22 protein-coding genes are annotated in these 25,902 nt (G+C 58.2%); 14 read left to right on the forward strand and 8 right to left on the reverse strand.

Translation table 11 applies throughout. From position 1 onward, the window contains the following. Positions 1 to 11 precede the first annotated feature (11 nt). Positions 12 to 791: a FadR/GntR family transcriptional regulator gene (locus tag PQR32_RS23705; protein WP_408232394.1), complete on the forward strand. Its 780-nt coding sequence runs from the start codon at positions 12 to 14 to the stop codon at positions 789 to 791. Between the two features lie 23 nt (positions 792 to 814). On the opposite strand, the gene PQR32_RS23710 is transcribed toward PQR32_RS23705, so the two are convergent. Beyond that, positions 815 to 2,047, reverse strand: coding sequence for a porin (locus PQR32_RS23710; RefSeq protein WP_408206127.1), 1,233 nt, complete (start codon positions 2,045 to 2,047; stop codon positions 815 to 817). Positions 2,048 to 2,287: 240 nt separating this feature from the next. Here PQR32_RS23710 and PQR32_RS23715 point away from each other — a divergent pair, with 240 nt between their 5' ends. From PQR32_RS23715 to PQR32_RS23735, 5 genes are all read left to right on the forward strand, one after another. Beyond that, positions 2,288 to 3,100, forward strand: coding sequence for a helix-turn-helix transcriptional regulator (locus tag PQR32_RS23715; RefSeq protein WP_408232397.1), 813 nt, complete (start codon positions 2,288 to 2,290; stop codon positions 3,098 to 3,100). Between the two features lie 141 nt (positions 3,101 to 3,241). Beyond that, complete coding sequence (locus PQR32_RS23720; protein ID WP_408206123.1) at positions 3,242 to 4,294, forward strand: Rieske 2Fe-2S domain-containing protein; 1,053 nt, start codon at positions 3,242 to 3,244, stop codon at positions 4,292 to 4,294. Between the two features lie 9 nt (positions 4,295 to 4,303). Next, the gene (locus PQR32_RS23725; protein ID WP_408206121.1) at positions 4,304 to 5,365 is read left to right on the forward strand and encodes an alcohol dehydrogenase; all 1,062 of its coding nucleotides are present in this window, start codon (positions 4,304 to 4,306) and stop codon (positions 5,363 to 5,365) included. A gap of 37 nt (positions 5,366 to 5,402) precedes the next feature. Then, positions 5,403 to 6,860: an aldehyde dehydrogenase family protein gene (locus PQR32_RS23730; RefSeq protein ID WP_408232401.1), complete on the forward strand. Its 1,458-nt coding sequence runs from the start codon at positions 5,403 to 5,405 to the stop codon at positions 6,858 to 6,860. A gap of 80 nt (positions 6,861 to 6,940) precedes the next feature. Next, positions 6,941 to 8,281, forward strand: coding sequence for an MFS transporter (locus tag PQR32_RS23735; protein ID WP_408232404.1), 1,341 nt, complete (start codon positions 6,941 to 6,943; stop codon positions 8,279 to 8,281). A 225-nt stretch (positions 8,282 to 8,506) separates the two neighbouring features. On the opposite strand, the gene PQR32_RS23740 is transcribed toward PQR32_RS23735, so the two are convergent. Next, positions 8,507 to 8,716, reverse strand: coding sequence for a hypothetical protein (locus tag PQR32_RS23740; RefSeq protein ID WP_408206115.1), 210 nt, complete (start codon positions 8,714 to 8,716; stop codon positions 8,507 to 8,509). Between the two features lie 148 nt (positions 8,717 to 8,864). Here PQR32_RS23740 and imuA point away from each other — a divergent pair, with 148 nt between their 5' ends. From imuA to PQR32_RS23760, 4 genes are read left to right on the forward strand one after another with little or no spacing between them, the layout of a single operon-like run. Beyond that, complete coding sequence (imuA, locus tag PQR32_RS23745; protein WP_408232407.1) at positions 8,865 to 9,572, forward strand: translesion DNA synthesis-associated protein ImuA; 708 nt, start codon at positions 8,865 to 8,867, stop codon at positions 9,570 to 9,572. Further along, entirely contained in the window at positions 9,502 to 10,971 is a 1,470-nt protein-coding gene (locus PQR32_RS23750) for a Y-family DNA polymerase (protein WP_408232410.1), read from the forward strand. The genes imuA and PQR32_RS23750 overlap by 71 nt, the downstream gene beginning before the upstream one ends. Before the next feature lie 6 nt (positions 10,972 to 10,977). Continuing rightward, the gene (locus PQR32_RS23755) at positions 10,978 to 14,127 is read left to right on the forward strand and encodes an error-prone DNA polymerase (RefSeq protein ID WP_408232413.1); all 3,150 of its coding nucleotides are present in this window, start codon (positions 10,978 to 10,980) and stop codon (positions 14,125 to 14,127) included. A 49-nt stretch (positions 14,128 to 14,176) separates the two neighbouring features. Further along, positions 14,177 to 15,139, forward strand: a complete 963-nt coding sequence (locus tag PQR32_RS23760) for an SOS response-associated peptidase family protein (protein ID WP_408232416.1) — start codon at positions 14,177 to 14,179, stop codon at positions 15,137 to 15,139. Positions 15,140 to 15,292: 153 nt separating this feature from the next. On the opposite strand, the gene PQR32_RS23765 is transcribed toward PQR32_RS23760, so the two are convergent. Next, positions 15,293 to 16,117, reverse strand: coding sequence for a DUF2971 domain-containing protein (locus tag PQR32_RS23765; RefSeq protein ID WP_408232419.1), 825 nt, complete (start codon positions 16,115 to 16,117; stop codon positions 15,293 to 15,295). 357 nt (positions 16,118 to 16,474) lie between these two features. Between PQR32_RS23765 and PQR32_RS23770 the strand changes: the two genes are divergently transcribed. Beyond that, positions 16,475 to 17,257 (forward strand): 8-oxoguanine DNA glycosylase, encoded by a 783-nt coding sequence (locus PQR32_RS23770; protein WP_408232422.1) that lies wholly within the window; start codon positions 16,475 to 16,477, stop codon positions 17,255 to 17,257. A gap of 24 nt (positions 17,258 to 17,281) precedes the next feature. Here PQR32_RS23770 and PQR32_RS23775 read toward each other — a convergent pair whose 3' ends face one another. The 4 genes from PQR32_RS23775 to PQR32_RS23790 all read right to left on the reverse strand — a co-directional run bounded on the left by PQR32_RS23775 (position 17,282) and on the right by PQR32_RS23790 (position 21,806). Then, positions 17,282 to 17,938 (reverse strand): nitroreductase family protein, encoded by a 657-nt coding sequence (locus PQR32_RS23775; protein WP_408232425.1) that lies wholly within the window; start codon positions 17,936 to 17,938, stop codon positions 17,282 to 17,284. Beyond that, positions 17,925 to 18,530: a 7-cyano-7-deazaguanine synthase gene (locus PQR32_RS23780; RefSeq protein ID WP_408232428.1), complete on the reverse strand. Its 606-nt coding sequence runs from the start codon at positions 18,528 to 18,530 to the stop codon at positions 17,925 to 17,927. Before PQR32_RS23780 ends, PQR32_RS23775 begins: the two co-directional genes overlap by 14 nt. Then, on the reverse strand, positions 18,518 to 19,717 hold the full coding sequence (locus tag PQR32_RS23785) for a PfkB family carbohydrate kinase (RefSeq protein WP_408232431.1): 1,200 nt from the start codon (positions 19,715 to 19,717) through the stop codon (positions 18,518 to 18,520). The genes PQR32_RS23780 and PQR32_RS23785 overlap by 13 nt, the downstream gene beginning before the upstream one ends. A gap of 808 nt (positions 19,718 to 20,525) precedes the next feature. Further along, complete coding sequence (locus PQR32_RS23790; RefSeq protein WP_408232434.1) at positions 20,526 to 21,806, reverse strand: RES family NAD+ phosphorylase; 1,281 nt, start codon at positions 21,804 to 21,806, stop codon at positions 20,526 to 20,528. A gap of 234 nt (positions 21,807 to 22,040) precedes the next feature. Between PQR32_RS23790 and PQR32_RS23795 the strand changes: the two genes are divergently transcribed. From PQR32_RS23795 to PQR32_RS23805, 3 genes are all read left to right on the forward strand, one after another. After that, positions 22,041 to 22,916, forward strand: coding sequence for a restriction endonuclease (locus PQR32_RS23795; RefSeq protein ID WP_408232437.1), 876 nt, complete (start codon positions 22,041 to 22,043; stop codon positions 22,914 to 22,916). A 154-nt stretch (positions 22,917 to 23,070) separates the two neighbouring features. Then, positions 23,071 to 23,349: a hypothetical protein gene (locus tag PQR32_RS23800; RefSeq protein WP_143326689.1), complete on the forward strand. Its 279-nt coding sequence runs from the start codon at positions 23,071 to 23,073 to the stop codon at positions 23,347 to 23,349. Positions 23,350 to 23,383: 34 nt separating this feature from the next. Further along, positions 23,384 to 23,602, forward strand: coding sequence for a DUF6566 family protein (locus PQR32_RS23805; protein WP_408232440.1), 219 nt, complete (start codon positions 23,384 to 23,386; stop codon positions 23,600 to 23,602). A gap of 238 nt (positions 23,603 to 23,840) precedes the next feature. Here the strand turns inward: PQR32_RS23805 and PQR32_RS23810 are convergent, their stop codons facing one another. Further along, positions 23,841 to 25,901 carry an ATP-binding protein gene (locus PQR32_RS23810; protein ID WP_408232443.1) on the reverse strand — a complete coding sequence of 687 codons (2,061 nt, stop codon included), beginning with the start codon at positions 25,899 to 25,901 and terminating at the stop codon, positions 23,841 to 23,843. Between the last annotated feature and the right edge of the window lies 1 nt (position 25,902).

Genomic DNA, 25,902 nt, shown 5'->3' on the forward strand with positions numbered 1-25,902 from the left:
CGGTAAGCAATATGGAACTTACGTCCGCCGCAACGCGTGAAGCCACCCCGCGCGCCGAGCTCGTCGGCAAGATGCTTGCCTTCTTCAAGGAGCGCGGTTTTGAGAGCGGAGAGCGTCTGCCATCTGAGCGGGCTCTAGCGGAGCGATTCGGCGTGGGCCGAAATGCGCTGCGCGAGGCGTTGTCCACGTTGAGTGCGCTTCGAGTGATTGAATCGCGGCCGAACTCTGGCATCTATCTGCGTCGGATGTCTACCGACAGCAGCTTCGAAACGATTGTGCTCCTGACCGAGATGGGCGCCGAGCCCTCGATGAAAGAAGTCAAGGAGACGCTCGAAGTTCGATGGGCATTGGAGCTTCGCGCTGTGCAGCTCGCTTGTGAGCGCCGAACCGAAGCTGACCTCGATGGCCTGGTATCCATCATTGACGCGACGAAGGCCGTGCTGGCCAACAAGGGAAACATCTCCGTGCAGGATACTGCGTTCCACATGGCGTTGGCCCGCTGCGCACACAATGAAGTCCTCGTGCGGCTGCTGAATTCGTTCTATCGGATTTCCGAAAGCCGCCGCTTTGCACTCTTCTCCGATTCGGCAAGAGGCGAAGTTTCGGCGGAGCATCATGCAAAGCTCTACGAAGCCGTGAAGAAGCGCGATACCAAAAAGGCAACTATCCTGATGGAAGGGCACTTCGGCAGCGCGGTCGACGCCTGGAACGAGATTCTCGGCGGCGAGGATGCGCCTTCTACCAAGCCGACCAAGTCCCGAGCAAAGCGCGCGGCAGGCCAACCCGACTGACCTGCCGCAGCGTTTTGCATCGTTTAGAAGGTGTGAACGATTCCCACCCGGATGAGCAGTTGCTTGTTGTTTGACGACGCGGTCAACTGTGTGATTGAGGCGACCGCAGGCTGCCCCAACGAGTCGGTTCCCGACGCTTTCTGGTAGATGGCGAACGCATAGAGCTGGGTCCGCTTCGAGAGCAAATATGATGCTGCCAGCGTGCCCTGGTTGTATGTCGCCTCGCCGAAAGAGCCAACGCTGGCCTTACGCGTGTAGCCGTAGGACGCGTTAACGCTAAAGGCAGGCGTAAAGATGTAGCTGACGTTGACTTCGCCATTGTTGATTATTGCCGTGCCTGAATATCTTGCAGGGTTCGGTCCGGCCGTCGTATCTCCCAGACCGTCATAGCTCGCGTGGGTGTACGTTCCACCGACCGTTAAACTGCCAAGCCGATATTTCGTACCTGCAATGAGAAGCTGCAGCGTATTGGCAGAGGCGAAGCCTGAGTAAATTGGATTCGTCTGTACTGATGTGGCCGTCGTCCCGATTGTCCCCATGTTGTCCGTATTACTGCCACCAGCGTTTCCGTTGGTTCCGAAATAGGACAGGTTCGGGTCTCGAGCATTTGTGTAACCTACGCCGGCTGAGAACGGCCCCATCGCGTATGTTGCTGCTAGAGACCAGATTTGATTTCGGCCTGGGGCTCCTGCTAACCCTCCAACCGAATACATCCCACCGAGTGTTACGCCGTGGAAATCGGTCGACCGGAACTTGATTGTATTGTTGAGCCGAAACGAGTGACCTAAGTCGTCGAAGTCACCTGGGTTTGCGCCCATGTGAGTGGGTATTTCTCCCGCCTCTGAAAACGGCGCCAGCATGTCGGCGACGATGCTGTACTGTCGACCGAAGGTGAGCCGACCTACCGGAGCCGCGAGGCCGACAAACGCTTGTCGGCCGAACATCAGCCCGCCTTGCGCGAGTCCGCCAGTATTGATGTTAAAACCATTTTCCAGCGTGAAGATGGCTTGATAGCCGCCGCCTAAGTCCTCAGTCCCTTTCAAGCCCCAGCGGCTGCCACCTATGCCTGCCGCGCCATCGGAGAGCGCGTATTGCTGCTTCCCCTTTAGCGCACCCCCTGTCCGACCAGTCTGCACGTTGCTGGTATATGCAAACCCTTGGTCAATCAATCCGTATAGAACAACAGATGTTTGCGCGTGCGCAGGCAATGCAGCAATGCCGGCGAGCGCGCTCGCCGCAATCATGAGCTTCCTCAACGTCTCCTCCATTTGATTTACGAACCTCGATTTTTAATTGGATGTAAACTGGCCCAACCAAATTGGCCCACCACAATTGGTGGGCCAATCGTAAAAGCGAGGAGACTGGTTGTCAAACTGAGGAGAACCCTGGCGCGCCAGCGACGACGACGCAACCCTTTCAGAAGTAACATCTAGCTGTAAGGTGGCGCTGCTGTTCAGTCGTTTCTTTCGGGCCGGCGACCGCCACGGAGGAGTGCAATGGAGATGGCAGCAAAAATTCAATCGGAGGCATGGACTGCCAACGCTATCGCGGCGATTGGCACCGATTCGTTTGGAACACACCTTGAGCGGTACTTGATGAGCGTTTGCAGGCTCGACTTCTTCGCCTGTTATCGGGTCCGGGATGATGCAGTTACAGCCATAACGTCAAGTGACCCCACGCGGTTTGGTTCAGCTGCTCGAATCACGCTCTACACCCGCCACTCGCTTTGGACGGCTGACCCTGCGCTCCGTCAGGCGACTATGCAATTGCGTCGGGGCAACTTTGCGCATTCGAGAATGAAGAAGGCCGACCTCCCGCAGGGGCAGTTGCTTGCGGAGGTCTATCCACAGCTCGTCGACCGCATGCTTTTATGCCAACAGGGTAGCGCGGGCACCTACGCGCTCAGCGCACTGCGGTGGAACGTCAGCTCCCCGTTTCAGCAACAGCAGATTGAGAGCTTGCTAGCGGCGTGTCCCATTGTTTTCGCGCTTATCGACCGCCATTACGCCACAAGCGCTGCGACGTTTTCCGTGGCGGACTGCCTTGGCTCCATCGACCTGATTCAGCGATGCCTGCGCGAATGCGTGGCGATGCCACAGCGTGAACGCGAGATGTGCGCTCACCTGTTGATGGGGCACACGATTGGAGAATCGGCACTGAAGTTGGAAATTGGAGCTGAGACGGCACGCAGCTACGTAAAGCGCGCCTACCAGCGGTTGCAAATCACCTCGCAAAGAGAGCTGATGGTTGCCTACCTTCGGCTCTGGCATGCCTGGCCCCAGAGAGGGAGGGTAATTACCGAGCCATAAGTTGGGTGTTTGTCCCCCGCAGGGGTGGCAGACGCCCAATATTTCGGCAGATACAGTGTCTTGACCTGAAAACCCGTGTGCTTTGTTTCGCGGCAGCCCCATGCCGCTGATTGCACACCCATCAGAAACAGGAGACGCGCTGTGTATCTACGAAATACCTGGTATGTCGCAGGTTGGAATGACGAATTCAAACCTGGCGTTTTGACTGCTCGTAAGCTGTTGGGAGAGGACCTAGTGTTCTATCGTCGCGCCGACGGGACACTCACCGCCCTGGAAGACCGATGCTGTCATCGGGCGGCGCCATTGTCGAAAGGCGAGCAGGAAGGTGACGCCGTTCGATGCATGTACCACGGTCTGCTTTTCGACTGCCACGGGCGGTGCATCGAAATTCCCGGGCAGGAGCGGGTATCGGACAAGATGCGCGTTCGCGCTTATCCGGTCGAGATACGCGACAACCTCGCGTGGGTCTGGATGGGCGAGCCTTCAGCAGCCAGGGCTGCTGAGATTCAGCGGCTGCACTGGGCGGGCAAGCAGGGATGGTCCGTCGAGGAAGGGCGCTACATGCACTACGCCTCGAGTGCTCAACTCATCACGGATAACCTGCTCGATTTCTCCCATCTTGGCTTTGTCCACGGAAAGTCCATAGGAACCCGCAAGCAAGGCAGCATTCGGCCCGAGACGGAGTTCTCCGACGAGGCAGTGCAGGTTCGATTCACCACGTTGAACTGCGGTGCGCCATCATTTGCGCGCGAGCTCGGCGACCTGCCGGAGACCGTCGACCGGTTCAATTATTACGTTTGGCGCATTCGAGGGAATCTGTTCGTCCAGGATTCCGTAATTGCTCCCGTTGGCGAGGGCTACGACAGCAGTGCGCCCACCACCATCAAGCTGCACACCTTCATCGCGGTTACGCCCGAGACGGAGAACACCGCCCACTATTTCTGGGCAACAGCCCACAACAACTTCCAGACAAGCGTTGCCGATTTGACCGGGAAACTCACGGCTCAGGTCGAAAACGCCTTTGACGAAGACCGTCAAATCATTGAAGCCCAGCAGAAGGTAATCGTCGGTGCGCCGGATGCACCCATGATTGCCATCGCAGCAGACGGCACGCTCCTGAGGATTCGACGAATGCTCGACGCATTGATTGCGAACGAGCGGCCGTCGGCTAGGGCTGCCCACGTCGCACACTGAGAAAAGCACATGCAAAGCTACGACATTACTGAGTGGGGTAAGCCGCTCCAGCTCGTTCGGCGCGACACGCTTACGCCAGTAGGACCGCAAGTTCGCGTGAAGGTTGAAGCCTGCGGCGTTTGCCACAGTGACCTGCATATTCAGCATGGTGCGCTGGACCTGGGCAACGGACAGAAGGTCTCGTTCGAAAGCGTCGGCGTCCAATTGCCGTTCACGATGGGACACGAAATCGTCGGCGTGGTCGATGCGGTCGGTGAAGACGCCACCATCGCCGTGGGAACGAAGTGCGTTGTCTACCCCTGGCACGGATGCGGCGAATGCTTCAATTGCCGCAACGGCCGCGAAGTCGACTGCGAGAGCGGCCGTGCACTCGGTACTCGAAGGCCTGGCGGGTACTCAGACTACGTGATGGTGCCCCACGGGCGATACCTGCTGGACTACGGGACGCTAAATCCTCTGTTTGCCGCGACGTGTGCATGCTCGGGGCTCACTGCGTTCAGCGCGTTGCTGAAGCTTCCGCCCTTGCTCGAAGATGACGCGCTTGTACTGGTTGGCGCCGGCGGCCTCGGCCTGGCTGCGGTAGCCATCGCGGGGATGTTGACCGACACAAAAATCATTGTCGCGGACATCGAAGACGCGAAGCTTGAGGAGGCAAAGCAGGCAGGTGCCGATGCAGTCCTGAATACGCGGTCTCCTGATGCCCTCACCGAGTTGCGTAAGCTCGCGCCCAACGGTATCCGCGCTGTCGTCGATTTCGTCGGCAACGGAACGACTGTCGAGATGTCCTTGAAGGCTGTATCGCGCGGGGGAACCGTCATTGTCGTTGGGCTATTCGGAGGAGCGCTCTCCATTTCGACGGCGCTGCTGCCGATGCGAAATGTCACGTTGCGCGGCTCCTACGTCGGTTCGTTGGAAGAGATGGGAGCGTTGCTCAAGCTTATGCAACGTAGCACGCCGCAACACCTCCCTGTCCGGCTGCATGCTCGCCCAATGTCGTCAATCAACGAAGCCTTGGGTGAGCTCTCAGCGGGACACGTGCTCGGTCGCGTTGTTGCAGTCAACGAAGCGTAGCGATATTCAACTTCGGGCAATCAACCTGGAAATAGACATGGTTTTGGACAGTCCCAGCGCAGTCATGACCCACTTGCAGTCAAATCCTCTGCGTTTGCTCATCGGTGGTGAGCTTGTCGAGGGTGGCCAATATGCGCCCGTCATTGACCCGGCCACGGCGACCGAATGTGCAATTGCGCCCATCGCGACAGCGACGCAACTCGAGCAGGCGATTTCTGCAGCCGACGCTGCATTCCCCGCGTGGGCTGCGACAGCGACAAAGGAAAGACGTCGCTGCCTTCGTGCCTTTGCAGAAGTGCTCGAATCGAACGTAGCTGAGCTCGCAGCGATTCTGACCTTGGAGCAAGGTCGCCCGCTCGCACTGACACGCGTCGAAATCGAGCGTGCGGCGATGTTGCTGAGAGCCATGCTGACCATCGACATCGAAGACGAAGTGTTACGAGACGACGAAGGCGGTCGCGTCGTCCTTCAGCATCGGCCTCTCGGCGTCGTGGGCGCAATCGCACCGTGGAATGTTCCCATTGGGCTCGCCGTGCCTAAGATTACGCATGCGCTCTACACCGGCAACACCATCGTCCTGAAGCCGTCGCCGTACACACCGCTCTCCACGCTCAAGCTCGCGGAACTGGCGAGGGATGTATTCCCCCGAGGCGTCTTCAATGTCATCAACGGTGGCAACGACGTGGGCGCGCAAATGAGCACGCATGCTGACGTCGCGAAAATTACGCTGACCGGTTCCATTGCGACCGGGAAGCGAGTCGTCGCCAGTTCAGCGAGCACATTGAAGAGGCTTACCCTCGAACTAGGTGGAAACGATGCGGCCATCGTCCGTAAGGACGTGAATCTGGAGCATGTTGCCCCTGCACTCTTTGGCGCTGCTTTCGTCAACAGCGGCCAAGTCTGCATGGCCATCAAGCGAATGTACGTGCATAGCGCGATACACGACGAACTGGTCGAGCGGATGGCCGCGATTGCCCGTGACACACCAATGGGCGGCGGCTTTACCCCGAATGTAAAGCTCGGCCCGGTTCAAAACCAGGCTCAGTTCGACTCGGTTCTATCCGTGCTCAAGGAAACGAAGGCTGACCCGAGGGCTCGCTTTGTAGTGGGCGGAAGCGCTGTAGATAAGCCGGGATATTTCATCGAGCCGACCATCGTCACCGGGCTTACACAGGGGGCGCGTCTTGTCGACGAAGAGACGTTTGGCCCCGTTTTGCCCGTCATGCGTTTCGAGGACGACGACGACGCAGTCGCACAAGCGAACGCCGGCAAGTATGGGCTCTGTGCATCTGTCTGGAGTTCGAACATCGCCGCGGCGCAGCAAGTGGCATCAGGTCTCGTCGCAGGAACGGTCTGGATAAACCGCCACGTTGGCGTTGACCCGCTGGTTCCGTTCGGCGGGATGAAGGAGTCGGGCTTGGGCCGACAGTTCGGCAAAGAGGGACTGCTGGCATTCACGGAGACGCGAGCCCTGTACTGCCCACCGGGGGCGTAGTGCCTCTTGGGTCACAGTCGCACACAAGAAGCGACGCGACGCTTCGTAAAAGCGAGAACACCAAAAATGGAGACTTGGAGATGAACTCAGTAACTGGCTCGGTGCACGATTCGGATGTCTCGGGCGTAAAACCACTCGACGGCAATGCGATTGTGCGGAAGGTCGGACGCCGCCTCATGTGGTTCCTCATCGCGCTGTATGTCATATCCGTGATTGACCGCGCGAACATCGGGTTCGCTTCATTCTCCATGAATCGGGAACTCGGGCTGACCGCTCAGATGTACAGCATCGGCCTGGGCATCCTATTCTTGGGCTACTCGCTGTTCGAGGTACCGAGCAACCTCATCCTCGCAAGGTTCGGCGCGCGGGTGACGCTCACCAGAATCGCGATAGCGTTCGGCCTGGTGACGACGGCCATGGCCTTCGTCAAGGGACCGACCAGCTTCTACGTTGTTCGCGGCCTGCTCGGCGTCGCAGAGGCCGGCTTGACGCCTGGCGTGTTCTTGTTCCTAAGCTTCTGGATTCCTCGGTCTCACCGCGCGCGATACAACGCGATGTTCACGTATTCCATTGCGCTGGCGTACATCCTTGTCTCGCTCGTATCGAGCAGCATCCTCAAGCTCGACGGTACGTTCGGGCTTCCAGGGTGGAAGTGGATGTTTATCCTCGAGGGGCTACCAGCGGTCGTGCTAGGCTTGTTCGGCATTGTCTATCTCACGGACCGCCCGCATCAAGCAAAATGGCTGGAAACGCACGAGCGGAACTGGCTTGAAGCGGAGCTCGCCACTGAGCGGAGCCAATCGGAATCGACGTCGTTGCATACCTTCGGAACCGTGTTGCGCACTCCGGCATTGTGGCTCATGTGCTTTGTCTATGTCGGCATCTTCTGCGGTAATGCTTGTCTCACTGCATGGCAGCCTCAGATTCTTCACGCGAATGGTGTCCCGCTGAATCAGATTGGATTGGTGGCTGCTATTCCTCCGCTCCTAGGCGTCATCGGCATGACGTTCGTTTGCAGGTCCTCGGACCGTCGTGACGAGCGCGTGATGCATGGTGCCTGTGCATGTCTGGTCGCCGCAATCGGATACGGGACCGTTGCGCTTTCCAGCAGTGCATTGGCCGCGACCGCGGGCTTTGTCGTGGCCACGATTGGGGTTTTTTCTTCTTTGGCCATCTTTTGGTCCATTCCTCAAACCTTCCTCCCTGAGCAAGTGAAGCCAGCTGCCATCGCCTTTATTGCCTCGTTTGGCGCGCTACTGGGTGGATTGTTGGCACCGATGGGAATTGGTCGAATTCAGACCTCGACAGGTAACCTGGCCATCGGCCTTATCGTCGTGGCGGTCCTCTTTGTTGTGTCTGCTTTGATGACGATGGTGGTTGGCAAAATTGTCGTCAATCGGACAAAAAATCCTGAGCTTTGAATTTCCGTCGGACCGACGCCGGCTCTACGCGAGCAGCATCTTTCGCGGCACACCGACGGTCGGTTAGGTCGGAACAAATACCACACCTTTTTCAACTTCCTCATTGCGAGGATGAAGCCCTACGCCTGTACAGCGCTTCCTGCCCATATCTCTCGAGCGGCGACGACCAGAGGTCTGTCGCACCGACTCGGTTAACGATGCCGCAGTTTGGGCGGCCCACAGCAGTTATTGCGTCAGGCGCCGGGCGTCTATTCCAGCGGTGTTCAACGCAGCGTCAATCACCTGCAGTTCCTGGCCGAAATCAAGCGCCCATTCCTCGCCGTCGCATCGCACGGTCATGCCGTTGTGCATCGAAATAAGATGACGCGCCTTGTACAGGGCGTCGACAAGTTTTGATTCGCGTTCGGCCTCCCGAACCCATTCATCTGCTCGCATGATGGAACCTCCTCTGGACAACGGGAGCAGGATATGAAGCCGAGCTGGGGATGTCGCGCGGCCCCGTTCCCTAGAATAAAAGTGACAGTTCACGCCTACGAATTTGCGTGTAGGATACTGTATAAATATACAGGTTTTTCGATGCCACATGTCTAGCGCAACTGTCACGGCCGAAGAGATACATCCGTCCCTGTGGCGTGCGTCCCAGCTCGCGCGTGGCCGTGGCCGGGTGGTCGAGACCGGCTATCCGGCGCTGTCGGCGGAGCTTCCCGGCGGGGGCTGGCCGGTCGGCGCCCTTGTCGACCTGATGGTGCAGCAAGCCGGCGTGGGCGAATTGCGGCTGCTGCGCCCGGCGCTCAGCGCCGCTGGCAATCGACCGGTCGCCCTTGTGCAGCCCCCGCATACGCCGGACGGACTTGGACTCAGCTACATCGGACTTCCCATTGACCAGGTCTTGCGGGTCAAAGCGCAAAAGACTGCGGATGCGCTCTGGTCGGCGGAGCAGATTCTGCGGGCAGGCAGTTGCAGTGCGCTCATCTTCTGGACGCAATACGCGCAGGCCTCATCGCTAAGGCGCCTGCACCTAGCGGCGCAGTCATCCGAAACACTTTTTGTAATGGTCCGGCCTCTGGCAGCGGCACAGGACTCATCGCCCGCCCTGTTGCGGCTTGCGTTAAGACCATCAGCCGACGGTCTGACCGTCGACATCGTAAAACGACGAGGGCCAGCGCGCGCAGAGCCTCTGTCAATTCCCCTTCAACCCACTCCTGTACTGCTTTCCCGACATGCGCGTCTTTCTCGCCGTCCACTTGCCGAAGTTGCCGCTCGAGGTGTTCCGACCGAAGTGGTCATCTGAGCCCGCGCACGGAAGTGCAGTACTGGAGAAAGACAAAGTGGTCATTACAGACAGCACGGCACGTGCAGCTGGTGTGCGCCTCGGTATGAAGCGCGGCGGAGTGCTGACACTGTCGCCGGAAACGGAGATGCATGAACGCGATGCCGCGAAGGAGGCAGCGGCACAGCGCGAGGTAGGTGTTGCCCTGATGCGCTTCTCACCGGAGGTCGCCTTGCTTGACGAAGCGACCGTCGTAGTTGAGGTTGGTGCAAGTCTTCGACTCTTTGGCGGGTTGCTCGCATTGTGTCGGGAAGCGAAGACTGTTCTCGGGACGCTTGGGCTTACTGCGCGAATCAGCGCTGCGCCCACCGGCCAGGGTGGATGGCTGCTCGCAAAGTCTGGGAACCGCCGTGTGCTCAAGCTCGCATCGCTCGAGCAACGACTGGCCGCTCTGCCGATGATGGCCGTTCCCGAAGTTCGTCCGTACGGAGACTGGTTCTCCGGGCTTGGCTGCGAGACCATTGCTGACGTTAGACGTCTGCCACGCGCCGGCCTGCAGCGTCGATGTGGTGAACATCTGCTCGACTCACTCGACCGCGCATTCGGCACCGCGCCCGAACTGTTTGACTGGCTCGAACTGCCGCCCACTTTCTCCGCACGTATCGAAATGCCGGACCGACTCGAGGATGCGGACGGCGCAGTGTTCGGTGCCCATCGACTTATCGTGCAATTGTGCGGCTGGCTTTGCGCCAAGCAACTGTCGGTAACGGCCGTCAAGCTACTGCTCGAACATGAACGTGGGCGCGACGCTATCGAGCCGACAATCATCGACATCGCGTTGGGCGAGCCGACCTGGAAAGAGGAACATCTCGTCAGGCTGCTCAAGGAGCGGCTGCATCGGATTGAGCTGGCTGCCCCGGTTATTGCGCTGCGACTTGATGCGTCAAAAGTGGAATCCGCGGAACCGGCTTCCGACACGCTGTTCCCGGAACCGGGAGGTTCGAAAGAAGACCATGCACGTCTTCTTGAGCTGCTCGTTGCGCGACTCGGCGAAGACAACATTCTTCGTTCCGCGCCCACCGCTGACCATCGCCCGGAGGTCGCCAATCGCTGGGTGCCGGTGACGTTCAAGTCGAAGCAGCAGGCACTCCCGCTCGGTCTACCGAGACCGACCTGGCAGCTGGACAGCCCGGTGCGACTGTTGATGCGTCAGCATCGTCCTTTCTACGGGTCTCCATTGCGGATGGTATCTCCCGGTGAACGCATTGAGGCCGGCTGGTTTGATGGTGAGCTCGTGACGCGCGATTATTTCGTGGCGCAGGCGGAAGACCAGAGTTGCTATTGGATATATCGCGAGCGTGTCAGCAGCCGCGATGCGGAAGAGGAGCAGCGGTGGTTCCTTCACGGACTGTTCGGTTGATGCGTCATGGACACCACCTTCAATATCCTTCCGGCGTATGCCGAGCTCTTTTGTCTCTCGAATTTCAGCTTCCTGCATGGTGCTTCCCATGCCGAGGAACTGTCTGAGCGCGCGGCACAGCTAGGCTATTCGGCACTGGCTGTCACAGACGAATGTTCGCTAGCTGGTGTTGTGCGTGCGCACGTCGCAGCGAAGGAGACGAAGCTACCGTTTATCGTCGGCTCGTTCTTCCGGCTCGTCAACGCCGACGGCTCGCCCGCATTCGGACTAATCCTCCTCGCCCAGAACCGCGAGGGATACGGAAACCTGTCTGAACTGATTACGCTTGCGCGCACCCGGGCAACCAAGGGCGAATATCGCCTGACGCCACAGGACCTCTCGCGTCCAGAGAAGGAATATCGACACCTTCGCGGGATGCCGGACTGCCTCGCCATTCTTGTACCGGATTTCCCGGCCCACGAGGATGTCCTTGCTGCACAGGTCGAGTGGCTGGACGATACATTTACGGGCCGCGCCTGGGTAGGGTTGGTGCTTCATCAACGCGCCATGGATGACATTCACCGCGGCTCGGTCGAGTTCATCGCGCGCAAACTGGATGTACCCGTGGTGGCGCTGGGGCATGTAGTCATGCATGTGCGGTCGCGCAAGCCACTGCAAGACACGATGACCGCCATCCGGGTCGGCAGACCAGTACACGAATGCGGTTACGACCTTGCGCCAAACGCCGAGCAGCATCTGCGTTCGCGACTCCGCCTGGCGAACCTGTACCCGGCCGAAGCACTCGCAGCGACCGTCGACATCGCGAGCCGCTGCACGTTCTCGCTCGACGAGCTGCGCTATGAATATCCGGACGAACTGGTACCCGCGGGCATCACCCCGAAAGCCTATCTTCGGCAGGAAACATACATCGGAGCGCAGCGACGCTTTCCATCCGGCATCCCGCACAGTGTGCAAGGGCAGATTGAGCACGAGCTTGAGCTCATAGCCGACCTGGAATACGAACCGTACTTTCTGACTGTGTACGACATCGTTCGCTTTGCACGCAGCCAGCACATCCTTTGCCAAGGTCGGGGCTCGGCCGCCAATTCTGCAGTCTGCTACTGCCTCGGCATCACCGAAGTCGACCCTGCGCGCGGCAACATGCTGTTCGAGCGCTTCATCAGCAAGGAGCGGGGGGAACCGCCAGACATCGACGTCGACTTCGAACACCAGCGACGCGAAGAGGTCATCCAATATATTTATCGCAAATACGGCCGCGACCGTGCGGCAATCGCTGCTGCAGTGTCTACATACCGGCCGCGTGGCGCGCTGCGTGAAACTGGCAAAGCCCTCGGCGTTGACCCGCAGATTGTCGACCTCGTCGCGAAAAGCCACCACTGGTTCGACACGAGCCAGGACCTTCTGAAGCGCTTCGCCGAGTCCGGGCTTGACCCGGAGAAACCGCTCATCCAGGCTTGGGCGCGACTGGCCTCCCAGCTCCTTGGCTTTCCGCGCCACCTGTCCCAGCACTCTGGCGGTTTCGTTATCAGTCGCGGGAAGCTCACGCGGCTCGTCCCTGTCGAGAATGCGGCGATGGCGGACCGGTCCGTCATCGAGTGGGACAAGGACGACCTCGAGGCGCTCGGTCTGCTCAAAATCGACGTGCTCGCCCTCGGCATGCTGTCGGCTATCCGCCGAGCGCTGGACATCGTGTCGGAGCAGCGCGGCGAGCGATTCGAAATGCAGGACATCCCCGCAGAAGACCCGCAGACATACGAGATGATTTCCGCCGCGGACACAGTCGGCGTGTTCCAGATTGAGTCGCGAGCCCAGATGAGCATGCTGCCGCGCATGAAGCCGCGTACCTTCTATGACCTCGTCATTGAGGTAGCCATCGTCAGGCCAGGACCGATTCAGGGTGGTGCTGTCCATCCTTACTTGCAACGTCGTCAAGGTTTTGAACCCGTGACCTACCCGAGTGAGGCGCTGAAGACAGCGCTTGGGCGCACGCTCGGGGTCCCGATTTTTCAGGAGCAGGTCATGCAGGTGGCCATCCTGGCTGCCGGTTTTACAGCCGGGGAGGCGGACCAGTTGAGGCGGGCTATGGCCGCCTGGAAGCGGAAAGGTGGCCTCGAGAAATACTATGACCGCATCGTCAACGGAATGCAGGAGCGCGGTTACGACCAGGCTTTCGCAGAAGGTATCTTCGAGCAAATCAAGGGCTTCGGTGAGTACGGTTTCCCCGAGAGCCATGCTGCCAGTTTCGCGCTGCTCGTGTATGCGAGTAGCTGGCTCAAGTGCCATGAGCCTGAGGCATTCCTTGCTGCCATGCTCAACAGTCAGCCGATGGGATTCTATTCGCCGTCGCAGCTTGTGCAGGACGCACAACGCCACGGCGTGAAGGTGCTGAAAGTTGACGTTGCTGTCAGTGGCTGGGACTCTGTCTTGGTGTCACTACCCGACAACGACCGCCCGGCGGTTCGGCTCGGCATGTCGCTCCTGCGCGGCATGAAGGACGGCACCGCAGAGCGGATTGAAAACGCCAGAGCCGTGCGTCCGTTCGATACCGTGGCTGACCTGGCTCGTAGAGCGCAACTGGACCGAAAGGACCTCCACGTTCTTGCGGACGCCAACGCTCTCGCTTCGCTGGCCGGCAATCGCCGCGAGGCGCTATGGCAATCGGTCGCCGCCGTGCCTGACAAGGACATGCTTGCAGCAGCGGCGGTGCAGGACGAGACGCCCGACCTGGGCGCACCGACGGAAGCGAACGACATCGTCGCAGACTACAGGTCTGTCGGACTGACCTTGGGGCGGCATCCGCTGGAATTGCTCCGACCTCAACTGCTCGCGAACCGGTTGATGCCGGCGTCGACGCTGCGTACCTATCGCGACGGACGGCTCGCACGAGGCTGCGGCCTTGTAACCGTGCGCCAACGTCCCGGAACAGCGAAGGGTGTGATGTTTGTCACGCTCGAGGACGAGACGGGCAACGTCAACGTCATTGTCTGGCCAAGCCTTCTAGAGAAACAACGCAAGGAAGCGCTTGGCGCATCTTTGCTCGCCGTCTACGGAACCTGGCAATGCCAAGGAGAAGTGCGACATCTTGTGGCACAGCGTTTGGTTGACATGTCTCATCTGCTGGGCGGCTTAATCACGGCGAGTCGGGACTTTTGCTAATAGAGGCCAAAAAAGTTGCGTATTATCGAAGCATTGAACGGAGGTATTCATGTGCTACTCGGCTCAGATTCAGGCTGACTACCGCAAGTTCGTGCGCATGTTCGGCGCCATCATGGACATAGGCGAGTTCTCGCGTCTGTTTTTCAAGCGCGCCGAAGGTGTCAGCAAAGCGAAGATACCCAAAGCGATGGAGGATGCCTTCGCCGAACCGAAAACCGACGCTGAAGGCGAAATCAAAACCTCCATCGACCAGTTCAATGCAGCTCAGAGTACGAAGCTTGAGCAGGACCTGTTCAAACAGCGGAAGCGGCTGGCAGATGCCGAACGCACGCTTCAAACAAAAATCACCAAGGCGGCGACCGAGAGCCAGCGAATTGCTACGGACAAAATTGCCTGGACTCTTGGCAAGCTTGACGACATTCAACGCACCACAGCCAAACCACGCGATTCGCGTATATTCCCGGGACACTACGCCCCCGTCCTAGTCATGGAAAATGGTCAGCTCGTCGTCAAGCCCATGCGTTACCAGTGTCGCATTGCTGGCAAGCCCGCGAGCTATGACGTGAAATACCCTGGAACCTACAACGCCCGTCGCGACAATCTCGAAGGTTTCTGGAAGCCTTGCTTTGGGTACACCCATGGCGTGATGCTTGTCGACGTTTTCTACGAGAATGTCAGCAAAGCCAAGATGGAGGGGACACTGTTGGAAACACATGAGCGAGACGAAAAAGTCGTCCTCGAATTTCATCCAAGCAACGGTGAGCTCATGCTGGTCGCCTGTCTTTGGTCTCGATGGTCGGCGCCGGGCGAGCCTGATTTGTTGTCATTTGCAGCCATAACTGACGAGCCGCCCGTTGAGGTTGCCGCAGCCGGCCATGACCGATGCATTATTCCGATTAAATCCGAAAACATCGACGCATGGCTGAATCCAGACCCGTCGGACCTCGCGACCTCGTACGCCGTCCTCGATGATAAGGAGCGACCCTACTACGAGCATCGACTGGCTGCTTGACTGGCCGCACGGGGCCACGTGGTTGCGCACGGCAAGGGAGACTTCTATCGCCACGGCCTGACAGCATCCGGTGTCGCGCAAAGGTCCAGACTTCTTGACTTAATCGACGCGGGTGCCGGGCTCACCTTGCATAACGAAACGCGGTCGTTGCGACTAGACCGTCTTGTTCACGATTGGGCTCATGGGATGGTTGTCAATCATCGAGCGAGCCAATTCGGCAAGGGCGCTACCGTTGCCCGCGAATATGTGAGCGGTCCGCGGCGACAAGGTGGGATTCCGGAGGTCGCCGGGATAAAGAATGACTTCCTGGCGAAACCCATAACCTGCATTGTCGACAGCGGACAGCGTTAGCCCGATTTGGGTGTCTCTCACGAGCTGGTAAATCTCTTGTTGCTGAGGGACAGGTGTCCGTTCGCCAAGCGCGACCGACACGATGGCTTGCTGAGGGATGTCCGCGGTGAAAACCGGGAAGCCCCTTATGTCGGTCGTGTCTGTCTTCTTGCAATCCTCGAGGAGGCGCACAATTCGCACTTCGTGCTCGTATTTCCACTCGATAGATTTCGAGCAAAGTTCTGCCAGCGGAACTGGCTCGTGCTGATACGAGTCGACGTGTTTCTTCGGGCGCTCTTCAACGTACTCGACCTCGATTTGACGCGCGAAGAACTCGTGGTCCGCGTCGAAGGCGACGACTGCGCCTTGGTACTGGTCCGCGTAATGCGACCACATCAAGATTGAGTTCGGGGCTTTGGACAGACAAAGAATGCCCACCTGCTTATTTAGAACATCGAGTATGTGCCGTGACGTTATGTCGCTGGACACGTGTCCATCATTGAGCTGAACGACCGCGGTCAACGGAGTCTCGCGCCGAGGTGCATCTATATCGAACGAGAAGCTGATTGGTTTTCCCGCTTGGTCAGCCGGGATGATTAACTCCGGCAGCAGTTCGAATGGGTCGTTGAAGGCGCTCGGCTGGCTCATGCGGATGTCCCCCCCGAGTATCCTCTTTAATGTGCCGATGCTTACGTACTTGTGCAACCGATTCTTAACCATTACCGCCTCGTCTTTGAGTGTCGAACGTGCGTTGGTATCCGCTGGTCATCGCGCACGCTCGAGGTCGCGCCCATTTTGCGCAAACGAAACAACGGCCCAACTGCAAAGAAGTGAAGCGACTCATCAGGCTCAGGGGGTAAAAAAAGAGGTGCATCGAATCTCCTCTTCCTATACTCGATAGAGCATGTCGTCTGTCGCGTCCGTAGCCCTGTTGTATCATTCGGCGCTTCGCGAGTTTCGCGCATCTATTATCGCGTAAATATTACCTAACCAGCTTCGGCCCCCATGCAAACCATGTACGCTCATATCGCGGGCGAAGTCCGCGAGCTGACACTGCCGCCGGTGCACGAAGAGGTGCTTCCCGGGCTTCCGTGGGGAGCATTCGACGAACTGATGACGCCAGCATATTGGCGCGGCCAGGCGTGGCAACACACCGAGTCTGGGACGTTCTGCGATTTCCGCCTCGGTCGAACTTTGCAGGAAGAAGTTGCTGCCTGTTTGCTTGGGGGCTGGGGTATGCCGGCAGAGCTGGCGCTAGCCGCCTATTCGCGTGTTCGCGAGAAAGACATGCTGCGCGCGGGCACGACGGCGCAAGAGCTTGAAGAGGTTCTGAGCGAACCGTTCACCTTCCATGGTCGCGCCCGTAAGTACCGATTCATCCGGCAAAAAGCCAAGTATTTGAGCGGCTGTCTTCAGCGGCTGCACTCTTTTACTCCTTCAGAGGACGACATCGTGTTCCGGGACCAGTTGAATGAACTTCCCGGTATCGGACTGAAAACAGCTTCGTGGATTGTTCGCAATTTGCGTCCACAGAGTGAAGTCGCAATTCTTGATATTCACATCCTCCGCGTCGGCCAGCATCTCGGTCTTTTCCCGGAAGAATGGCAGCCAGAGACTCACTACCGGAAACTGGAGGCGCGCTTCATTGCCTTTGCGCGCGCGATTGATGTCTCGGCTGCGACCCTTGACGGCCTGATGTGGGACCACATGCGCCAGCTATCAATCATTTTGAGAAAGGCTCAGGGACAAGCAGCCGAGCAACTCGACCTGTTCAGCAACGCCCACTGACCGACGTTGCTGCGCTTCAGTAAGTCAGACCGACTGTCCAATAGCAGCCGCTCCGACAGCAAGGAGCTGGTCGGCTCCGGGCAATCCATCAACGACCTCGCCGCCAAGGATTCCGAGCGGGCAGAATCCTAGCCCGTACGATTCGGCAGCGAGCGCAAGTGTCTGGAGCAACGCTCCCGCATCACGCCATACCAATGACTCGCTGTACTGGTATGCAGCCATCGGCCTCGCCATGTCGGCAATGAGCACAATGAACGCTCCATCTGCGGCCGGGAGCAACTGTTTGCATTTGCTAACCCAGCCTGCGCGCAGTTCGGGAGGGACATGCAGTTCTTCGAGAACCGACTCGTCCGCGTTCACTCGATAGACGGCGACACCTGCAAATAGCAAAACTGAGATTGGGTGTAGCGCCCCCGCTGAAAGCGCGGGACGGCGACTTCGCCTTAGCGGGTCGCCGTCCTTCCAAAAGCGCGGCACCAGAGCAAGACGCAGCGCATCAACGATTGCTTCAAGCGGCGCTGATGTCAGTGCTCGAGCCGAGCGTCGACTTTCGAAGACATCCAGGAAAAACCGCTCGGCCGGCGCGCCGTGCTGTCCGAATGGCACAGTGCGCAAAATCGGCCAAGGATAGTCCTGGAACGGACGACCCTCCAAAGGCTGGGGGTCTTCAGTATGGGTCAACGCCGAGTTCCTCCAGCACCTCGTAGTGCTTCGCACACCCTCGACACATTCCGCAAGCCTCGTTAGCAACATGGCAAGAATGGGCCCACGCAAGAACGTCGGCGGGGACGCCCGAGGCCTTTATAAGCTCTGCACCACTTAGTTCGATTGCCGGTGCAGTGAGAGCTATCGAACCCTCCTGGCAAGCCAGGACCGCGTTCATCGCAGCCAGGAACTCCGGTTTGCCGTCGGCATGCATCCCGTCGGTGCGAAGGGTTCCGATTAACAGGGCGTTCACGTTGAGCGCGACTGCTTTCATTGCGGCCAGCGTGACCAACATCTGATTCCGGAACGGCCACCATTCTGAAACCGGCGCAAGCTCAGACGCCGCTCGACCGGCCATGTCACCACTTCCGAGAGCACGGAGGTCAGCTTCGATGACATGGTGCTCAATCCCCAACGCTTCGCATACTGCGCCAGCAGCGCGAACCTCGGCTTGTGCGGCACATTGACCGTAGGCGACCGTGATTGCGACTTCGGGCTTCTTCCAGTACGCAATGGCTATCGAATCCATTCCACCGGATAGCAGGAGGGCCGTTCTCATGATTTCCATGCCGCGTGATGCAACGCTGTGACGAAGTCGAAGAAGACCTTGCAATTTGAACCGGTGACCATCTTCAAGTCTTCCTCGGTTACGGATTGGGCAAGAACGTAAACCGGGAGGTCCTTGGCTCTCGCATAGCCAGTTTCAAAGACAGTGCCCGCATCAAGGCCATCCAATATAGCAAAGACCCGGTCACACGTATTGAGCGCAGCAAGGTCCGCAGGCCCGACCACTTCTGCTGGGCCAGGGCCGATGTCATGCACAGGAGAAAACACCGTCAGCCCCAACTCAGTCAGGTAGCGTCGTGCTTCGTCGACCAGCCAACGCTGTCCTAGGTTAAAGAAGGGGCTCGCCAGGTAGACCTTTCCCGGCACGGTTGACGCCGACACACGCTGAGCCTGAAAAAGCTCAGGAGCGGATGCAACTGGCAATGCCATCGTTTCCGCGTACTGTGAAACGGCACGCGAAGCCAGCTCTGCCGCAGTCTCGGGACTTTCACGGTGAACGGCCCAGCGTGCTGCAAACACAGCAGCGAACACGTCTCCAGAACCGATGGTCCACGTCAGGTCGCTACGGTACGCGGGAATCAGCGTCGGGCTCGCAGCCGCAGTGTGAACGTATGCGCCTACTGGGCCCGATTTGACGACCACAACCTCTGCGCCATCCTGAATCAGCTTGGCTGCGGCTTTCGCAAGGTCGCTCTCACCAGCCATCGCTACGATTTCGCTGCGGTTTCCCACAATGGCAAGGTGCTCGGCTTTACTACCGTTCTCCCAGAATGACTCCGGGTCAAATGCCGACTGCGGGTCATACACGCACCACTTGGCGTCAACCTTTGCCGACCCTTCCAGCATCCCAAAACGTAATACCGCTTCGTGTTGCACTTCGATTGGCGCGTGCTTCGGGATGGAGGATAGCGCCGGCCGCAGCACCGGAGTCGACATGCAATGCACATATTCGAACGAAATGCCGGTCCGCGCTGGTGTCGTGACCAGGTCGAACTTGAATACCTCAGCGGCCTTTCGGAACTCATCCTCGAGTTCCTTGCAAGCATACGTGCGCAGCGTTACCGTCTCGACGTGACCTACGATTGCCGTCGCAGCTCGACCGCCTGAGCCATAAATCTGGTCCCATGCTGGCCAGAGGCACTGTTCGTGATAAACACCGCCGACTACGGTTATCGCGTTCGACGTCATTTCAGTCTCACCTTGACGTTGCAGGTCCCACTTTGGACACCCAGGACCTCAGCAACATACTGCCGGCCGGCCTGGATGCACTGGATGAACTGCAACATTGAGCGCGACGTGATGGAGCCCACGATATTCCCGCCAGCGTCCTGTGCAACGAGGCGAGACGGCCCTGGGATAAATGCCACATCTAAAAGAGCTCCAGCGCGAACGCCTCGAAGCGCGGTTGGATTAACCGAATTAAGACTTGTGACTTCTTCAATGACGCAAGGGTCAACTCCGCCACCGACTCCGCCGCCGGCTCCAGCCGGATTCGGCGTCGTTACAGGCGCCTTCGGTTCAGGCCGCCAATCTCCACCACCACCACCGCCTCCAGACATACTGCACCCCTTTAATTATCTATATTTAGAGCCGACCACCAAACGGTAGACGCAAAACGTCCTGGCGCCATAATCGGATTCGCTCGAATCAGGGCGTTGAACAGGAGTTAGTCAGATGAAAGCTACGGCAGCAATTCTATTTATTAACACGACGTAGTCAAATGAAAGTTTTCCTTGTGAACATGACGAAGCACCAGACAGGCCGCCGAAAAATCTGAAACGCATAAAGAAGTGGCCAAAGCAAGAAGGTTGCCCAAAACCTCTTGCGACTCGCGCTCGAACACCCTTGGGCTTTCCAGCAACCGTAAATCCGCTCCGCGCGCGCACTGTCCCGAAGAGTGCGCGCCAAGTTCCCGTCAACGCGCTGGTGATTCACCCTGATGCCGGCGCAAGTTCACCAGTTACGCGCTAACGTTGCCCAAACGACAATCGTGTTCTTAGTCCGGCCAGTCGTCCCAATCCGCGTCGCCTGTGAGAGGAGCATCATCCCGAAGGACAATAACTCCATCTGCGTCCTCCTGCTGATAGTAGGTCAGCTTCGCGTGCGAATACGAGATTGATTCGGTTCGGAACAGATTCACTTTTCCGTCTGCGAGGGACACTGGCAAGGCCAGAGGCACGCCAGCATCGTCGAGCATCGCATTCGGAAATAGCACGATGTTCGTCCCGTTCTCGCGCTGTGTCGATTTGAACAAGATGCCATCGAACGATGGCTCGGCGACGTGGGAGAGGAACTCCGCCATTGTTTGGGTGATGAGGTAGTCAGATTCATGACCGGGCGTGATGGGCTGCGCAATCAGCGTGTGAAGTATCTTCAAAAAGTTACGCCGCTTTCGCTGCTTTTGGAAGTCCGGTTGGAAATAGCTGAGCGGCTTGCTTGAGCGCGCTGTCTCTAGCCTGGTGAAGTCCAAAACACGCAGTGGCCTGTTTGTTCGCAGTTCAATAAGCGCGACGTCATTTCCTATCGCGGGGCGCATTTCTGCCAAGCAGGTTGGCGACTCCAGCGAGCCGTAGAAGACCGAAATTCCTTCCGCGTTCATCCTGCCAGCCCGGGCAAGGTGCTGAGGAGGCGGACCGATGTGCGCCAACGGGTCGTCGACCATATCGTTGAGCAGTGAGTGGCTTGTGACCACCCGCGCTCGAAAGAGTCGCGTGCCCGCTCGGAGCGTTCGCACGACAGGTGACCGCGGCTTGCCGGCTAAGTGCATATCCTCGACATCGGCGAACAGCTCGGCAAAGAACTCGCGTGCTTTCTCGCTGAAGAAGCGCCTTCTGTGCCGCACGTCCTGTAGGGTATCGCGCCACGCAAGTCCGAAGTCGCCCCCACTGTGCCTGACCTCCTCGTAATCCATCGCTTCGTCCCAGAAGGCCTCTTCGCCATCCCCGGGATAGATGAATTCGCTTTCAATGACCGCATCGATTATTTCGCTCTGGAAATCGAAATACTGTCCGAGAAAGGTCTGCACCCAGTATTCGAGGGGGTCGCCAAGGCGGCGGTAACTGATGCGGTCGCTGTCGCCGCCGCCAAAGTCCGGCACCTCGCGGCCCCAACCGAGGTTGTCGCGCATAACGGGCTCTAGCCATTCGGCGAGTTGTTCGACGGATATACCTTCGCGCCGTTCCTCGCAGACTCTGCACTCGTCAACGTCCCCTTCCCGATGTACTCTTTCACGGAGGATGGAATCTTCAAAGCATTCATAGCAGATGTGGTCAGGCAAGATAATTCCTTAACGGTCCGAGGCGTCGATGAAATGCAGCGCCTGCGCAGAATAATATGAGATGTTCGTCCATAGGGTTGTCGATAAGACCAATCTCTGCTGGCACTGATGTGCGGGGACAATTACATGCCAGTCAGCCTACCGTCATCGACTCCGAACCTGTCGCAACGTCCGGCTCTTCTTCGGGCATACTTTCTTCGTTTCCCAAGACCAGGCAGGGGCCTGATGCAACGTATGAAGACGCCGAATATTCGAACCTTCGACATGAAACTCGTCGACGACTTATTTGAGATGAATGGCGGGTATGTTCTCGATTTCTCCGACCGGACCATGGGTATATTCTTCCTGGAGGAGCTTAATGTCGACATCGATGACCCAGCCTATCTTGATAACGGTACCTCCAAAGCCAAGCGATTAAGGTGCTTTCTAAATAAGGTGGACTTGGCTACCGCCGTCAAGACACTCAAGGCTCTTTGGAAATATCGCGAAGCCGTTCGGCAGTCGCAGCGTCGGGACGACTGGATAGTCAATGCGGAAGGACAGTTCCTTTCCCTGATTAACCGTCTCGAGGGCAAGCCCGAGGCCGCCTTTGGTGGGAATCCACCACCCAAGCCTGCGCTTGATGCGCACCGAATCTTGGGACTCAAGAACAAGCTTCTTGAACTGTCGTCACTGCCTCCGCATCCGCGCGGTTACGCGTTTGAGGTGTGGCTCAGGGAGGCATTTGATTGCTTCGGCCTCGAAGCACGTGAGCCTTTCCGCCATCGCGGCGAGCAGATAGACGGCAGCTTCGTGTTGCAGGGAGAAACCTACCTTGTCGAGGCGAAGTGGCAGTCCGAGCCCACCGGAGCGGGCGATTTGCACGCTTTTCACGGGAAGCTTGAGCAGAAAGCAGCATGGGCCCGAGGCTTGTTCGTGAGCAACAGTGGCTTTACCGCAGACGGGTTAGCCGCCTTCGGTCGCGCCAAGCGCGTTATTTGTATGGATGGTCTAGACCTCTTCGACACACTGGACAGACAGCTTCCCTTGAACCATGTGCTCGAACGGAAGGTCCGGCGTGCGGCGGAATCGGGGCTTCCTTTCGAGCGCGTTCGGGACCTTTTTGCGTGAGTGAAACCTGGATAGCTATGCCGATGCATCGGAGGCTAACAGGCAAACAGACTGCGAGGATGCTCGCCCCTCTGTCGTGTTCCGGAGGCGAACCTTTTGGCGAGCTGCGCGCCGGCCGCGCGTTGACAGACGCATACCTAAGTCGAGTCATCGAATGGAAATCATCGTTGAGACGTATGTGCCCTCTGGCGAACCTTCGTCTGCAGGCTTGCGCGTGAGACCGCTTCCTGGGCAGGGGGTAGACCCAAACCTCAAAATCGAGTGCAGTCGTTCCATGCGGCGGCAGTATCCAGCCGGCTCGCTGTTCCGGCTCTCGGTGAAGCTGACTGACCGCGAAGGCACACAATTTCTGTACGCTCACCATGCAGCACCGTTCGAGCATGTGAGCCGCGAAGATGCGAAACGATTCATTTCGACCATGTTTGGCGCCTGACAAGTCGAAGCACTCGCATAGGAACACGAACACAATGCAGCAGGCTACCTATAAAGGTTACGTGCTATGGGGCCACGCCATTGAGCAGCAGGAACAGGCACTCGCGCCCGAGCAATACGCCGCGAGCGGGACGATTACTCGGGACCGGAAATTCGTAGAAGCCTCTGGAGTCCTCGGTGTCTTCGAAACCGAAGAGGAAGCGCAAGATGCCGGACTGTCGTGGGCGCGCGCGTGGGTCGACTCCCATGGATAGCGCTGGGCAGCTTGCATGCCGCAAGTGCCAGTAGAGGCTTCCCGTAATGACAGGAACTGCGGATGCACTTCGCTGTCACGCTTGCTAAGGTCGACGATAAAGTCGATAGACATCGTGAGCGGCTCTCACTATCGCGCGTCGGCCTGAAGCCGGCATGGAAGTTTGCGTCATCGCCCGTCAGCGCCTCTCTGAGGAATTCTGTCGCGCCGGCCGTCTCCGGCGCCGCCACTCTATATGGCTACATTGCACCGTTGTGTCGCATCGGTCCAATGAACTTATCGGGCAACTCGATAAGGTGAAAGTGGCTGCCTTCAGTCACGCGGTCGAAAACGGCGACGCTTTCATCGAATGATGCCGCAAGGATGCTCTGCAGCTGCTTCAATCCGCTCATAAGGTTCACGAGCGCCTTTTGGCTCGTCTCGCTCATCGAATGCTGGCCCGGCTCATCGAACATCAACACACTTGGGTGATTGCCCGCGTAGTCCCGTGTCGCCGATGTTTGATAAACCGCGAGCAGGAATGCCCAGATAAGCCTGACAAAGTCACTTGCAGATGATTCGGATTTCACGTTGCGCTTCAAAACTTCGCGCAGCGTGATGTCACCCAATGCCGGAAGCAAGGTCCCCGCATTGATTTGGACCTCCGGAATGTCGGCGCTCGTGTAGTTGAACGCCGACGCGTTTGCGCGAAAGTTCTTTTCGAGAACTGAAATCTTGACGCGGTCTCTCTTGCTGTACAGGTCGCTCGGAAACTTCTTCTGTTCCTCCTGGGCGCCGACAAGTTTGTCTACAAGACCTTCCGCACGCTCAAGGAAGGTCGATAGACGGGACTCCGCACTCTGCAGCGAGCGAATGTCTTGCTCCAGATTTATCTGCTTCCTGACGTCGGCTTCAAGTGTTGCATCCGACTGCGAGATGTTTTTCCTAAGATTTATGACGTAGGCTCGCTGCTGCGCCATCTCGCTCTCCAACGCTGCGATGTGGCCAGCAGATTGCTCGCCCATATTCTCCAAACCGGCAATCTGCCCTTTGAGCATGCGCAGCTGGGCTTCGAGGTAATCGATGTTGTGCTGCAGGTCCATCGGTGTCACGCCGTCAGTGTGAGGCAACAGTGTGTTCTCGATGTGGGCGCCACAAGTTGGGCACTTTCCTTCGGCCGATTTAAGCTGAAGACTAGCGCCCAAGTCGTGCAGCTTTCGGGTCGTCTTGTTCTTGCGAAGGTCGGACTCCGCCTGTTGGAGGAGCTGTCGAAACTCGACCAGGTCGCTCTGTCGCAGTCGAGCTTCACTCGAAAAGGTCTCATAGCGCGCCATGAGCATGTCCAGCTTGACGGTCTGCTCATTCAACAGGTCGATAACATCCGGGGTCGCCGAAGCCGGGCCGATTTTGCGGCGGCGCTCGATTGCGTGCCACTGCTCCGTCTTATTCGAAACAGCCTGCGATACAGCGACGTTCTCCGATTCGATTCTCACCCAAAGAGTCGCGTGGCCGGGCTCGAACGACCTGTGGAGGGTCTTGGGAATACCCTGAGCTGATACACCCACCACGCGCAGCGCGGCATGAAGCTCAGCAAGATTGTCCGTCCATCGAGCCTGCAGTTGATTGAGGAGCTGCTCGTTGAGCGCCCGTTCCTCTTCGAGCTTGAAGTTGTCGAGGCCCAAGAGGTACTGAACAACTCGAGTGGGAGCACCCAAGATTTGATAGAACGGGATATTCGCTATGTAGTCGGTCCAGCCGCGTTTCTGTTCGATGAACAGCGCGGCGGCAACGACTTGCGGATAAAGCCGGGTGAGGCCGCCAACAGAAGATTGCACGCGCGGTAGCTGCATGCCAAGAAAGGTCTCGAGGTAGCGCAGAAACCCGCGCTCGTACTGCGCGGCCCCCGGGTCGTGCAGGAAGAGCGGCGTGGGCTCACCGACAGCATCGTCGGGCTTGGTGACCAATCCCCCGTCAAATGCTTCGACGAGTTTGGTTTGCTTACTTTCGTTCCGGATAGGTCTCCGGAAAGTGACGACCTTCCCTGAGTCGTTTTCGACTTCCACCAAGACGGCAGATTGGCTTATGACTCTCGCCTTGCCGTCGAACTGGAAGCTGTCGCGCACGGCTGACGTCAGGGCGCGCTCACCCTTAACGCCGACCAGCTCTTCAAAACCGAGGCCGTACATCAAAGTGTTCACCAGGGTACTTTTCCCTGATGAGTTACGACCTTTGATGATGTTGAGCCCTGGCTTGAAGGGTGTACGAAAGCCGAAGGTCTCACCATCACTGATGATTCGAATTTCAATCCCACGGATGAGCATA

It is taken from the genome of Paraburkholderia dipogonis, from assembly GCF_046027395.1.
Lineage (GTDB): Bacteria > Pseudomonadota > Gammaproteobacteria > Burkholderiales > Burkholderiaceae > Paraburkholderia > Paraburkholderia dipogonis_A.